At 63.6% G+C, this 12,990-nt stretch carries 12 protein-coding genes; 4 read left to right on the top strand and 8 right to left on the bottom strand.

Annotated features, from left to right (window positions below; genetic code table 11):
* Positions 1-22 precede the first annotated feature (22 nt).
* The 6 genes from AC1Q5W_RS11990 to sucC form a co-directional block, all read right to left on the bottom strand.
* The gene (locus AC1Q5W_RS11990) at positions 23-679 is read right to left on the bottom strand and encodes an FHA domain-containing protein (RefSeq protein WP_492644410.1); all 657 of its coding nucleotides are present in this window, start codon (positions 677-679) and stop codon (positions 23-25) included.
* Between the two features lie 48 nt (positions 680-727).
* The gene (locus tag AC1Q5W_RS11985; RefSeq protein ID WP_492644411.1) at positions 728-1,513 is read right to left on the bottom strand and encodes a Stp1/IreP family PP2C-type Ser/Thr phosphatase; all 786 of its coding nucleotides are present in this window, start codon (positions 1,511-1,513) and stop codon (positions 728-730) included.
* A gap of 6 nt (positions 1,514-1,519) precedes the next feature.
* The gene (locus AC1Q5W_RS11980) at positions 1,520-4,189 is read right to left on the bottom strand and encodes a CHASE2 domain-containing serine/threonine-protein kinase (RefSeq protein WP_492644412.1); all 2,670 of its coding nucleotides are present in this window, start codon (positions 4,187-4,189) and stop codon (positions 1,520-1,522) included.
* Positions 4,190-4,361: 172 nt separating this feature from the next.
* Entirely contained in the window at positions 4,362-5,063 is a 702-nt protein-coding gene (locus tag AC1Q5W_RS11975) for a TerC family protein (RefSeq protein ID WP_492644413.1), read from the bottom strand.
* A 130-nt stretch (positions 5,064-5,193) separates the two neighbouring features.
* Positions 5,194-6,087 (bottom strand): succinate--CoA ligase subunit alpha, encoded by an 894-nt coding sequence (gene sucD, locus AC1Q5W_RS11970; protein WP_492644414.1) that lies wholly within the window; start codon positions 6,085-6,087, stop codon positions 5,194-5,196.
* Positions 6,088-6,105: 18 nt separating this feature from the next.
* Positions 6,106-7,266, bottom strand: coding sequence for an ADP-forming succinate--CoA ligase subunit beta (gene sucC, locus AC1Q5W_RS11965; RefSeq protein WP_492644415.1), 1,161 nt, complete (start codon positions 7,264-7,266; stop codon positions 6,106-6,108).
* A gap of 185 nt (positions 7,267-7,451) precedes the next feature.
* Here sucC and argC point away from each other — a divergent pair, with 185 nt between their 5' ends.
* A complete protein-coding gene (gene argC, locus AC1Q5W_RS11960; protein WP_492644416.1) occupies positions 7,452-8,387 on the top strand; it encodes an N-acetyl-gamma-glutamyl-phosphate reductase in 936 nt (311 codons plus the stop codon).
* Positions 8,388-8,440: 53 nt separating this feature from the next.
* On the opposite strand, the gene recX is transcribed toward argC, so the two are convergent.
* Positions 8,441-8,893 (bottom strand): recombination regulator RecX, encoded by a 453-nt coding sequence (gene recX, locus AC1Q5W_RS11955; RefSeq protein ID WP_492644417.1) that lies wholly within the window; start codon positions 8,891-8,893, stop codon positions 8,441-8,443.
* A gap of 49 nt (positions 8,894-8,942) precedes the next feature.
* Positions 8,943-10,040, bottom strand: coding sequence for a recombinase RecA (recA, locus tag AC1Q5W_RS11950; RefSeq protein ID WP_492644418.1), 1,098 nt, complete (start codon positions 10,038-10,040; stop codon positions 8,943-8,945).
* 143 nt (positions 10,041-10,183) lie between these two features.
* On the opposite strand from recA, the gene AC1Q5W_RS11945 reads away from it, so the two are divergent.
* The 3 genes from AC1Q5W_RS11945 (at position 10,184) to AC1Q5W_RS11935 (ending at position 12,980) form a co-directional block, all read left to right on the top strand.
* Complete coding sequence (locus AC1Q5W_RS11945; RefSeq protein ID WP_492644419.1) at positions 10,184-10,660, top strand: MarR family winged helix-turn-helix transcriptional regulator; 477 nt, start codon at positions 10,184-10,186, stop codon at positions 10,658-10,660.
* Between the two features lie 120 nt (positions 10,661-10,780).
* Positions 10,781-11,455, top strand: a complete 675-nt coding sequence (locus AC1Q5W_RS11940) for a response regulator (protein ID WP_492644420.1) — start codon at positions 10,781-10,783, stop codon at positions 11,453-11,455.
* Between the two features lie 79 nt (positions 11,456-11,534).
* Positions 11,535-12,980, top strand: coding sequence for a sensor histidine kinase N-terminal domain-containing protein (locus AC1Q5W_RS11935; protein WP_492644421.1), 1,446 nt, complete (start codon positions 11,535-11,537; stop codon positions 12,978-12,980).
* Positions 12,981-12,990 lie beyond the last annotated feature (10 nt).

Genomic DNA, 12,990 nt, shown 5'->3' with positions numbered 1-12,990 from the left:
CTGCCATGCGCGCCAGCGGCAATCAGTGTTGCACGAACTGCATCTGCGTGCCCGCCAATTCGATCAGGTCTCCGTTTTTCAGGGCCACCGGTTCCGACCTGATCGGGGAGCCGTTGAGCGTGGGGTTGCCAGCGCCCTCCACATGGTGGACCACAAACCCGTGGTGGCGGCGCGTGATGGCCGCCACCGCGACACCCGGTTTCCCGATCGTGGTCACCACCTTGGTCAGCGGAACTTCCCGACCAGACGCCGCGCCCGACAGCACCTTGATCGCAGCCTGAAACGCCCCCAGGCCCGTGGAATCTCCGGCTACCGTGGGAAAACCCGAAGGGGTGGCTGCCGCTGCGGGTTGCGGCTTGAACACCATGGTCTTGTCAAAATTGTCTGCCGCACCGTCGCCCACAAACTTGATTTTGTACTTCCCGATCTCAATACCATCGCCGTTGTGCAGCTGCTGTTTCTTGATCGCCTTGCCGTTCACGTACGTGCCATTGGTGCTGTTGAGGTCTTCCAGAATCACCTCGTCACCATTCATCTGCAGCACCGCGTGCTCCCCGCTCACGGCCAGATTGTCAATCACGATATCGTTGTACGGCCTGCGCCCCAAGGTGGTACGGTCCTTGGTGAGCTGGACTTCCTTGATCACGACCTCATCGATCGAAACGATCATTTTCGGCATGATCGACTCCTTTTCCTGTAATTTGTTTCTGGACAACGCGTCCACGCCCTACTTCCCGAGCAATCTTGCGATTAAACCCCGCTTTTCCGCTGACTCGCCCACTTCTACCATCAGCACGGAAATATTGTCGCGGCCCCCGTTTTCATTGGCCGCGTCGATCAACTGGCTGGCCTTTTGATCTAGCTCCATCGGAGCCGCAACAATTCTAGCGATTGCCGCGTCGTCCACCATGTCGGAGAGGCCGTCAGAACACATCAGGTAGATATCCCCGGCCGCCACCAAATGTTCATGGATATCCAGCAGCACCGTATCGTCTACGCCCAGCGCGCGCGTCACCAGATTCCGGATGGACGAGGTCATCGCCTGCTCGGGACTGATCAAACCGGCATCGATCTGCTCCTGCAACAGGGAGTGGTCCCGGGTAATTTGCTCCAGCACACCGCCCCGCAGGCGGTAGCAGCGCGAATCGCCGATATGGCCGACCAGCAGCGTATCTTCCCGGAAAACCCCCACCACCAGGGTGGTGCCCATCCCGGCATAGTGTGCATTGGAACTGGCCGCATTGAAGATGGCTAGGTTGGCGTTGTCCACGCAGATTTCCATGGCCCGGCGCACCTCCCGGGCCCGCGCATCCTGACCGGCTTCGGACAGCCAGCGACCCAGCTCGGTTTTGATGAACACTGTGGCCATGCCGCTGGCAATCTCGCCCGCGTTGTACCCCCCCATGCCATCTGCCAGCACCGCCAGGTTGGTGGCCTCGTCAAAAGCCACCGAATCTTCGTTGTTCTCCCGGACGCGACCGGCATCCGTCTTTGCGCAAAATTGATACATCATGGAAGTTTAGTGCCCCGCCTTCGCGGTATCTCCGCCCGAAGCGGGGTCCGACCGGGCGGCTGTTTGAATAACCGTTTTCTCGAATGCGACCTGCGTTGCCGGGATCGTCGCCGCAAATGCCACCACCTCGTCACGGACAGGCTCCGTGGTGACCGCCTGCGTTGCCGCCAACGGCACCATGCTGCCCGGAATTTGTCCCATCACGCTGCGCAAATCCGCTGCAAACTGGCGGCCGTTCTGGTAGCGCGTTTCGGGGCGTTTACCCAGCGCCCGTGCCACCACGTCGGCCAGCGCCGGCGGCAGTTCCGGCCGCATCTGGCGCACGTCCGGAGCCTCTGCATTGGCAATGGCGTACATCAAGCTCCCCATCGAGTCACCCCGAAACGGCAACTCGCCTGTCAGCATCTGGAACAGCATGACCCCCAGCGAGTAAAGGTCGGTGCGCCCATCCACCTGCTTCCCGGCCAACTGCTCGGGCGACATGAAACTGGGGGTTCCCAATACCAGTCCGGTCCGGGTCTTGTTCAAGCCGGTAATGCGCGCAATGCCGAAGTCGGTTACCTTGACCGTGTCACTTTCCGGCTCGTACATGATGTTGGCCGGCTTGATGTCGCGGTGCACCACATGGTGTTCGTGGGCATAGGCCAACGCTTCGGCCACGCGCGCCACAATGCCCAGCACCACCGGAACCGCAAGCAGCTGTCCCGCCTTGCAATACGCTGCAAGGTCCCGCCCCTTGAGGAACTCCATGGCGATGTAGGCCAGGTCGTGTTCTTCCCCGGCATCAAAAATGGTCACGATATGCGGGTGCTGCAAGCGCCCCGCCGTCTCGGCTTCCCGGAAAAAGCGGGCGCGGGCATCCACCAGGTCATCACCTCCAAACTCTTGGCTCAATGCCAGAGTCTTGATCGCCACCATCCGTCCGATCTTTGGGTCCCGCCCCTGGTACACCACACCCATAGCCCCTTTACCCAGTTCCCGCTCGATCTGGTAACGCCCCAGCATGGGCCTCTCCACGCCACCCTGCGGCGGCGACATTCCGTCCAAAGGATCACCTGGTCTGGCCGCCGCTGCAGGACTTGCGGCACGGTCCAGTTTGGACTGGATATCTTTGTATGTGCCATCAAAAGCCGCCATGTACGCGTAAACGGCGCGTGCTTTTCCCGGTTGGTGCTTGTGTTCAAAGTCGGTCGCCAGGCTGTACAAGTCCCCCATCACCGCGTCCGTCAAGGGCACGCGGCGCAAGCGGTCAAATGCCATGTCAAGCTGCCCCTGCCCCTGCAAAGCCAGACCCATCATGTGATGGGACTCGGGCACCCCGGCGTCAGCGTTGCCCACCTTCAGCAACCGCCGGCCGATGACGGCCAGAGACCCCAGCAACAGCACCGTGGCCGGCAGCACCAGCGCAAGCCAGGTCGCAGCCAGCACCAGCCCGCCCCACTCCAGCGCCAGCAAGGCTGCCAAGAGCACCAGCGCGGCAACAGCCGCCACGCCCGTCGCCAGCCGGGGCAACACCCCTGCCACGCAGACGGCCATCAGCAAGCACAGACCCCACGTCACCCACCCGCCCCATCGCGGCTGGGTGATGGCATGTCCGTTGAGAATGCTGGAGGTGGCGTGGGCAATCCGCTCCGCCGGAGACAGCGCCAACGTGCCGGGCACTCCGGGTGACCCTCCTGCACCCTGCGCCGTCACGCCAATGATGACGATCTTGCCCGCATAGCGGGCGGCAGGAATCTTCCCGCTCAGCACGTCATAAAACGAATCCGACGCAAATGCCGGCTTGCCGTCCCGCCCCGGATAGAACTGGGGCAACATGCGCGCCGCACCGTCAGTCGGAATGCGCAGTGAACCCAGTTGCACCGCGTCGCCCGCCTGGAGACGGATATCGGTTGCCTTCAGGCCCAGGCTGTGGGCCGCTGCCAGCAGGGCCATGGAAGGCACGGCTTTCTCACCGGCGTGCAGCAGCAAGAGCTCCCGGCGCGGCGAGCCCCCGGCATCCGGGAGCCATTGCATGTGTCCTAGGCCAGCCGCCGCGCGGCCGATGGATTCGATGGGCGGCTGCCCGTGCGACGCCGGCATGGAAAACCCGGTGGGGTCGTCGATAGCACTTTTCAGGGCATACGGTGGCAGGGAGCGATCAGCCTCGCCCTGTAACGCACCCAAGGTATAGACGGACGGCAGCAACACGTTGCCGGCGTTTTTTATGCTGGTTGCCAGCACCGCATCCGTGTCCAGCGCCAGCTCCGCCTCTGCCAGCATCTGCCGCCACTGCGGATGGGGTAGCGCAGTGTCGGGTAACGTCTCCAGCGCCGCCTTCATCTTGCGGATAACTCCCAGGCCGGGGTCGGACCTGGGTTCAAAGAAGGGAACGGCGTACACCAGTGTCTTGGCCTTGGCCGCCGCCAGCTGATCAATCAGACGGGCATGGATGTCGCCGGACCAGGGCCAGCGGCCCAATTGGACCACGCTCTGCTCATCAATGACAATAACGCCAATGCGTTCGGAAGGCTGGTGCGTGGTGTGGGCGCTGACGAAGTCGTAGTAGCGACGCTCCAGTCTGTCGATGGCGCCGCTTGCCAGGTGAAGTCCAATGACGGCGATCACCACCACCAGTCCGGCGAACCAATCGGCTCGCCAGACGGCGACCGATTTAGATACAAAAGATTTCGCCACCGAACGATCCCGTCCCTCTGTGCCGCTGCATGCTAGAGGCAGCGTTCACGTGCAACCATACCCGATCCGGACAGACCGGACGCTATGGGCACGTTAGCAGATGTAACCACACCCCACCAGGCACTTGTTCTCACAAACGCTGACTTTCACGCCGCACACCGGCCGGAGGGCATCAAACCGCGGGCGGCGATCGTCCCCGGATAAGCATGCCCATGGCCAGCACCACCAGCGCACCCGCCACGCCCAAGCCATAACTCCAGGCGGGCGTCTGCGGAAGCCAGCCCTGCACCGCCGGATCGCTGTGCGCCATGCTTCCGGCAATCCAACCCAGCAGCATCCCGCCCAGCGTGATGATCACCGGAAAGCGGTCCATCAGCTTGAGCACCAGTTGACTGCCCCAGATGATGATGGGGATGCTGACCAGCAGGCCGAACACCACCAGCGGCAGCTGGTGCCGCCCGCCGCCCGCACCCGTGGCCGCGCCGGCGATGGCAATGACGTTGTCAATACTCATGACCAGATCCGCAACGATCACGGTCTTGACCGCGGCCCACAACTTGTCGCTGCCCTGGATATGGGCGTGGTCCTCTTCGTCCTGTGGTGCCAGCAGCTTGACCCCGATCCACAGCAGCAGGGCGGCGCCCACCAGCTTGAGGAACGGCACCTGCAGCAAGGTCAGCGCAAACGCTATCAGGATGACCCGCAGCACGATGGCACCCGCCGTTCCCCACAAGATCCCCTTGGTGCGCAAATGCGCCGGCAACTGCCGGCACGCCAGCGCGATCACCACGGCGTTGTCCCCACCCAGCAGGATGTCAATCATGATGATCTGGCCAACTGCCACCCAGAAATGGGTCGTGAGCAATTCTTCCATGCGGGTCTTTCAAAAGGTCGCGATGCGGTGCAATGGCGTCGCGCCAAAAACAAAAACCGGATTGTCCCTCAGGAAATCCGGTTTTTGCGTACGGGGGCCCCGAAAGGCCGCCCAAGGGAAAGGTCAGGCCTTACAGCAGGGACTTGAGCAGCTTGCCCAGTTCGGACGGGTTGCGAGTGATGGTGAAACCACACTCCTCCATTACGGCCAGCTTGGCATCAGCCGTGTCAGCACCGCCAGAAATCAGGGCACCTGCGTGGCCCATGCGCTTTCCGGGAGGAGCGGTCACGCCGGCGATGAAACCAACAATGGGCTTCTTCATGTTGGCCTTGCACCAGCGGGCCGCTTCGGCTTCGTCCGGTCCGCCAATTTCACCGATCATGATGACGGCGTCGGTGTCGGGATCGTCATTGAAAGCCTGCATCACGTCGATGTGCTTGAGGCCGTTGATGGGGTCGCCACCAATGCCCACGGCAGACGACTGGCCCAGGCCGACTTCGGTCAGCATAGCCACAGCTTCGTACGTCAGCGTGCCGGAACGGCTCACCACGCCGATGCGGCCCTTGCGGTGGATGTGGCCGGGCATGATGCCGATCTTGATCTCGTCGGGCGTGATCAGGCCTGGGCAGTTGGGGCCCAGCAGCAGGGTTTTCTTGCCGCCGGCCAGTTCCTTGGCCTTCATCTTGTTGCGCACCATCAGCATATCGCGCACCGGGATGCCTTCGGTAATGCAGATCGCCAGATCCAGGTCGGCCTCGACGGCTTCCCAGATGGCGTCGGCAGCACCCGCCGGCGGCACGTAGATCACGCTCACGGTCGCGCCGGTCTGGTGGGCAGCTTCCTTGACGGAGGCGTAGATCGGGATGTTGAAGATGGACTCGCCCGCCTTCTTGGGGTTCACGCCGGCGACGAAGCAGTTCTTGCCGTTGGCGTATTCCTGGCACTTCTCGGTGTGGAACTGACCGGTCTTGCCGGTAATGCCCTGGGTGATGACTTTGGTGTCTTTGTTGATGTAGATAGACATGGTTCTTCTCCGGGCTTCTTACTTGACGGCAGCCACGATCTTGGTCGCAGCTTCGGCCATGGTGGCGGCCGAGATGATGGGCAGTCCGCTCTCGGCAAGCATCTTCTTGCCGAGGTCTTCATTGGTGCCCTTCATGCGCACGACCAGCGGCACGGACAGGTTCACGGCCTTGCAGGCGGTGATCACACCGGTGGCAATGGTGTCGCACTTCATGATGCCGCCGAAGATGTTGACCAGAATGCCCTTGACCTTGGGGTTCTTGAGCATGATCTTGAAGGCTTCGGTCACCTTCTCGGGGGTGGCACCGCCGCCCACGTCCAGGAAGTTGGCCGGCTCGCCGCCGAACAGCTTGATGGTGTCCATGGTGGCCATGGCCAGACCGGCACCGTTGACCAGGCAGCCGATGTTGCCGTCCAGGCTGATGTAGGCCAGGTCGAACTTGGAGGCTTCCACTTCGGCCGGATCTTCTTCGTCCAGATCGCGGTAGGCCACGATTTCGGGATGGCGGAACAGGGCGTTGGCGTCGAAGTTGAACTTGGCGTCCAGGGCGATGAGGTTGCCCTTGGAGTCGCAGTTCAGCGGGTTGATTTCAACCAGCGAGGCATCCGTGTCCATGTAGCACTTGTAGATCTTGGAGAAGATGTCTACGGCCTGGTCAATGGAGGCGCCGGTCAGGCCGATGGCTGCGGCAACCTTCTTGCTCTGCTCGGCGGTGATGCCGGTCAGGGGATCAATCATTTCGGTGACGATCTTCTCGGGCGTGGAGTGGGCCACTTCCTCGATGTCCATGCCGCCTTCGCTCGAAGCGATCAGGGCCACCTTCTGCGTCGCGCGGTCGGTCACCAGCGATACATACAGTTCGTTCTTGATGTCGGCGCCGTCTTCGATGTAGAGGCGACGCACCTTCTGGCCTTCGGGGCCGGTCTGGTGGGTCTTGAGCTGCATGCCCAGGATCTCGCCTGCCAGACGCTTCACGTCGTCAATGGACTTGGCCACCTTGACGCCGCCGCCCTTGCCGCGACCACCGGCGTGAATCTGGGCCTTGACCACCCAGACTGGGCCGCCCAGCTTCTGCGCGGCTTCAACAGCCTCTTGAACGGTAAAGGCGGGGATGCCGCGGGGCACCGGCACACCGAATTGGCGCAAGATTTCCTTGCCTTGGTATTCGTGAATTTTCATGACGTCTCTCGTGGAGCTGGGAAGGATTCGCCATGCGACCACACGTATTTGCGCAGCCCATGGCACTGGACACATCAATTTCGAAATGTATCATGTTGCAACGCGTCAAACTTGTGACTAACTTACAACGGTAAATTGACCGCTTTCATCCCCCCAGCCAAAGACCGCTAGAAGCGCCCTGTCCCATGAAGAAGATTTTTATCGACGGCGAAGCCGGCACCACCGGTCTGCAAATCCGCGAACGCCTGCAGACCATGCCCGGCATTACGCTCCTGAGCATAGACCCCGCCCTGCGCAAGGACATCCGCGCCAAGCAGGCCCTGATGGCGCAGGCCGATCTGGTGATCCTGTGCTTGCACGACGACGCGGCCATCGAATCGGTCGCCATGGTGGACGCCATCGAGCGGGAAACCGGCCGCCCCGGGCCGCGCATCATTGACGCCTCCACCGCCCACCGCACCGCCCCCGACTGGGTCTACGGCTTTCCGGAGCTGGCCGCGGAGCAACGTGCCGCCGTGGCCCAGGCACGCCGCGTGGCCAACCCCGGCTGTTATGCCACCGGTGCCATTGCCCTGATACGCCCGCTGGTGGACGCGGGCCTGCTGCCCACCGACTTTCCGGTCTGTCTGCCATCCATCAGCGGCTATTCCGGCGGCGGACGCAGCATGATCGAGGCGTACGAGGCCGGCACAGCCCCCGCCATGGAGCTGTATGCGCTGGGCCTCAAGCACAAGCACATCCCGGAAATCATGCGCTACACCGGCCTGCGCCGCCGCCCCTTGTTCGTTCCGTCGGTCGGCAACTTCCGCCAGGGCATGTTGGTGCAACTGCCCCTGCACCTGGACACCCTGCCCGGCAAGCCCACCGCGCAGGACTTGCATGCCGCCTTGCAGCGGCACTACGCCGGCAGCGAATGGGTGACCGTGGAGCCGGCGACGCCCGACCAGAAGCTCGACGCCGTGGCGCTGGCCAACACCAACAAGATGGAGTTGCGCGTGTTTGCCAACGACGCTGCCCAGGACGGCTTCGCCCATGCGGTGCTGGTGGCGCGGCTGGACAACCTGGGCAAGGGCGCCTCCGGCGCGGCCGTGCAAAATCTCAAACTGATGCTGGGGCTTTGAACGCGCTACTGTTTTAATAGCTGTCTACGCAGATTCTGCGGCATCTGGCGGCACTATTCATCATCCGCGGCGCCGGCCACCACGCGGCGGATGGCGTCACCGCCAAACCCCCTGCTGGCCAGAAACCGCATCTGCTTGCCCCGCTCGGCCGCATCGGCCGGCGGCGCTGCAAACTTCTTGCGCCAGATGGCACGGGCCCGCTCCACCTCGGTGGCCCGCAGCTGTTCCACGGCGTGCGCCACCGCTTCCGGGTCCAGCCCCTTGTCGTTCAACTCCTGGCGAATGCGCGCGCTCCCCAGCTTGCCCGCCCGGCGGTGGACCACGGACTCCACCACCCGCTGCTCGTTGATGAAGTCCTTGGCCTGCAGCTCGTCCAGCGCCTGCGCCAGCGTCCCCGCCACCTCCTCGTAACGGGCCAGCTTGCGCTCCAGCTCAGCCCGGGAATGCTCCCGGCTGCTGAGCAGGCGCAAGGCCCGGCCTTTGAGGGAAATGGGGGAGGTCGCCATGCGCCAGAACCGGATGCGAGCGTGTTTTTGCTATTGTTTGTATAGCTGTTTACGCAATGTCTGCGGGGTTTGCAGCCTTCTTGGATGCCGATTTCGCCTTCCCTTCGGGTTCTGCCGCGCCTGGCAGCAGAGGAATGCCCAGCGATGCACGCACCTTGTTTTCAATCTCGGCGGACAGCGCCGGGTTTTCGCGCAGGAATTCACGGGCGTTGTCACGGCCCTGGCCAATCTTTTCACCGTTGTAGGCGTACCAGGCACCGGATTTGTCCAGGATGTTGGCGTTGACACCCATGTCGATGATCTCGCCCTGGCGGCTGATGCCTTCGCCGAACAGGATGTCGAATTCGGCCGTCTTGAACGGGGGGCTGACCTTGTTCTTGACCACCTTGACCTTGGTCTCGTTGCCGATGGCCTCGTCGCCCTTCTTGATGGTGCCCGTGCGACGGATGTCCAGGCGCACCGAGGCGTAGAACTTGAGCGCATTGCCGCCGGTGGTGGTTTCGGGCGAGCCGAACATCACGCCGATCTTCATGCGGATCTGGTTGATGAAGATGACCATGCAGTTGGTCTTCTTGATGTGGGCGGTGAGCTTGCGCAGGGCCTGGCTCATCAGACGGGCCTGCAGGCCGGGCAGGGAGTCGCCCATTTCGCCTTCCAGTTCGGCCTTGGGTGTGAGCGCCGCCACCGAGTCGACCACGATCAGATCGACCGCACCGGAGCGCACCAGGCTGTCGACGATTTCCAGCGCCTGCTCGCCGGTGTCGGGCTGGCTGATCAGCAGGTCCTGCAGGTTGACGCCCAACTTCTGCGCGTACTGGATGTCCAGCGCGTGCTCGGCATCGACAAAGGCGCATTGACCGCCCTGTTTTTGCATCTCGGCAATCACCTGCAGCGTCAGCGTGGTCTTGCCAGACGACTCAGGGCCATAGATTTCGACCACCCGGCCGCGCGGCAGGCCGCCTACGCCCAGGGCGATGTCCAGCCCCAGGGAGCCGGTGGAGACCACCTGGATGTCCTCGATCACCTCACCCTCGCCCAAGCGCATGATAGTGCCCTTGCCAAACTGCTTTTCAATCTGGGCCAGGGCCACTTGCAGGGCTTTGGCTTTTTCGCTGTTGGCGGCGGGGCTCTTGACGGGTGCGTCCATGGAAGTCTCCTAAAAAAATCGGATAAGGGGTGCAAAACAGTCAGTGGTATTAATTACAGGCTGGATGCTTGAACAGTAGTTTAGCGGCACGCGCCAGAATCCGTAAATACATTTTTTAGTCAGTTTGCATTACCATCTGCGCCATGGTCCCCCTCCCTTCCGCCGACCACTGGCGCACCACCCACGTAGGGCACTGGTTGCGCCTGGCGCTGGAGCGGTTCGATGCGCGGGTCATGGCGCTGATGGCCCGCCACCCGGGCGTACCGCTGGGCCTGTCCAACCTCGCGGAGCGCGGCCAGGTCGGCGCGGCGCATCTGCACATCACCCGCCACCTGGCACTGGAAGGCTCCCGCCTGACCGATCTGGCCCAGCGTGCCGGCATGAGCAAGCAGGCCATGGGCACGTTGGTCAACCAGTGTGAGGCTTGGGGCATGGTGACCCGCGAGAGCGATCCCACCGACGCGCGGGCCCGGCGGGTCTGCTTCACCGCCACCGGGCGAGCCTGGCTGGACGCCTACCAGGAGGCCGCCGTCCAGGCCGAAGCCGAAATGCGCCAGGCCGTCGGCCCCGAGGTGGCCACCGTCGTGGCCATCGGACTGGAGGTCTACAGTGGGCAGTAAATACCCCGGTGCCGCGGGCAGCCCGGCTCCTGCCCGCGATGGGTCCCGCCTAGAATGGCATCCGGTGCCCCTCCCACAAGTCCGGCCGAGACAGGGGTTGCGTTCAACGAGGAGACAGACATGCGGATTTTGATCGCGGAAGACGACCAGGTACTGGCCGATGGATTGTTGCGCGCCCTGCGCAGTGCCGGGGCCGCCGTCGACCACGTGGCCAGCGGTACCGAGGCCGATGCGGCCCTGATGACCAACACCGAGTTTGACCTGCTCATCCTCGACCTGGGTCTGCCGAAAATGCACGGCCTGGAAGTGCTCAAGAAGCTGCGCGGGCGTGGCTCCTCGCTGCCCGTGCTGATCCTGACGGCCGCCGACGCCGTGGACGAGCGCGTCAAGGGGCTGGACTACGGCGCCGACGACTACATGGCCAAGCCTTTCAGCCTGCAGGAACTCGAAGCCCGCGTGCGCGCCCTGGTGCGCCGCGGCATGGGCGCCACCACCAGCAGCATCAAGCACGGCCCGCTGGTGTACGACCAGGCCGGGCGCGTAGCCACCATCGACGGCAAGATGGTGGAGCTGTCGGCGCGCGAACTGGGCCTGCTGGAAGTGCTACTGCAGCGCGCCGGTCGCCTGGTGAGCAAGGACCAGCTGGTCGAGCGCCTGTGCGAGTGGGGCGAAGAGGTGAGCAACAACGCCATCGAGGTCTACATCCACCGGCTGCGCAAGAAGATCGAGAAGGGGCCCATCCGCATTGCTACCGTGCGCGGCCTGGGCTATTGCCTGGAAAAAATCGTTCCCTGAATATGGCCCCCACGCGTGTCATGGCGTGTAAGGCGCTTTCCCCCGGAGGGGCTTGCATGCATTGGGACGGCCCGGCAACGTGAATATCTTCCAACGCGAGCAACGGTCCCTGTTCGGAGAAATTCTGGACTGGATGCTCACGCCCCTGCTCCTGCTGTGGCCGGTGAGCCTGGTGCTGACCTGGCTGGTGGCGCAAAGCATTGCCGGCAAGCCCTTTGACCGGGCGTTGGAGTACAACGTCGAGGCCCTGGCGCAGCTCATCACCATCGACCACAACCACCCCCGCTTCGTGCTGCCGCTGCCCGTGCGCGAACTGCTGCGGGCCGACGACAACGACACCGTGTACTACCAGGTGCTGGGCCCCTCCGGCGAGCACCTAAGCGGCGAAAAGAACCTGCCCCTGCCCCCGGAAGACGAGAAAGTGACGGTGGGCGAAATGCGCATGCGCGACGACCAGTTCCGCGGCACCGACCTCAAGGTCGCCTACATGTGGGTCAAGCTGGACCTGCCGGGCAGCCGCCCGGCACTGGTGCAGGTGGCCGAGACCATGGACAAGCGCTCCATGCTGGCGACCGAGATCGTCAAGGGTGTGATGCTGCCGCAGTTTGTCATTCTGCCGCTGGCGGTGCTGCTGGTCTGGCTGGCGCTGGTGCAGGCCATCAAGCCGCTCAACCGCCTGGAGGAGCGCATCCGCGCACGCAGCCCCGACGACCTGAGCCCGCTGGACGTGGAAGCAGTTCCGCTCGAAGTGGCGCCGCTGGTCTCGGCCGTCAACGATCTGCTGATGCGCCTGAAGGAATCCATTTCCACGCAAAAGCGTTTTCTGGCGGACGCCGCGCACCAGCTCAAGACCCCGCTGGCCGGGCTGCGCATGCAGGCCGACCTGGCCCAGCGCGAAGGCGCCAACGCCGAGGACCTGAAACTGTCCCTGCGCCAGATTGGCCGCTCCAGCATCCGTGCCACCCACACCGTCAACCAGCTGCTGGCCCTGGCCCGGGCGGAAAGCAGCGGCACGGTGATGAGCCAACAGCCCTGCGACCTGGCGCGGCTGACCATGGAGGTGGTGCGCGACTGCGTCCCCCGCGCCATGGAGAAACACATCGACGTGGGCTACGAAGGGGCCCAGCCCGGCAGCGAGGGGGTCACCCTGCCGGGCAACCCCACCCTGCTCAAGGAAATGGTGCGCAACCTGATGGACAACGCCATCAACTACACGCCGTCCAACGCCGGCCGGCCCGGCATGATCACGGCCCGCGTGCTGACCGACCCCTTCAGCAAGGTGCTGGTGCTCCAGGTGGAAGACTCCGGCCCCGGCATACCGGCGGCGGAGCGGGAACTGATTTTCCAGCCCTTCTACCGGGTGCTGGGCACCGAGGCGGATGGCTCAGGGCTGGGCCTGCCCATCGTGCTGGAAATCGCGCGCCAGCACCGGGCCACGGTGACCGTGGAAGACAGCCGCCCCGGTCAGTCGCCGCCGGGCACCTGTTTCACGGTGCGCTTTGCGCAAGCGCTGGAATCGGCCTGACGCCCAGCGG

It is taken from the genome of Rhodoferax sp. MLSD5-FHT05B10, assembly GCF_058793415.1.
This window is presented reverse-complemented; position numbering and strand designations above follow the sequence as displayed.

What these genes read in the sequence shown, in the direction of transcription:
- AC1Q5W_RS11990 (WP_492644410.1), bottom strand. Translation starts at nt 679, where the DNA reads ATGCCGAAAATGATCGTTTCGATCGATGAGGTCGTGATCAAGGAAGTC.
- AC1Q5W_RS11985 (WP_492644411.1), bottom strand. Translation starts at nt 1,513, where the DNA reads ATGATGTATCAATTTTGCGCAAAGACGGATGCCGGTCGCGTCCGGGAG.
- AC1Q5W_RS11975 (WP_492644413.1), bottom strand. Translation starts at nt 5,063, where the DNA reads ATGGAAGAATTGCTCACGACCCATTTCTGGGTGGCAGTTGGCCAGATC.
- sucD (WP_492644414.1), bottom strand. Translation starts at nt 6,087, where the DNA reads ATGTCTATCTACATCAACAAAGACACCAAAGTCATCACCCAGGGCATT.
- sucC (WP_492644415.1), bottom strand. Translation starts at nt 7,266, where the DNA reads ATGAAAATTCACGAATACCAAGGCAAGGAAATCTTGCGCCAATTCGGT.
- argC (WP_492644416.1), top strand. Translation starts at nt 7,452, where the DNA reads ATGAAGAAGATTTTTATCGACGGCGAAGCCGGCACCACCGGTCTGCAA.
- recX (WP_492644417.1), bottom strand. Translation starts at nt 8,893, where the DNA reads ATGGCGACCTCCCCCATTTCCCTCAAAGGCCGGGCCTTGCGCCTGCTC.
- recA (WP_492644418.1), bottom strand. Translation starts at nt 10,040, where the DNA reads ATGGACGCACCCGTCAAGAGCCCCGCCGCCAACAGCGAAAAAGCCAAA.
- AC1Q5W_RS11945 (WP_492644419.1), top strand. Translation starts at nt 10,184, where the DNA reads ATGGTCCCCCTCCCTTCCGCCGACCACTGGCGCACCACCCACGTAGGG.
- AC1Q5W_RS11940 (WP_492644420.1), top strand. Translation starts at nt 10,781, where the DNA reads ATGCGGATTTTGATCGCGGAAGACGACCAGGTACTGGCCGATGGATTG.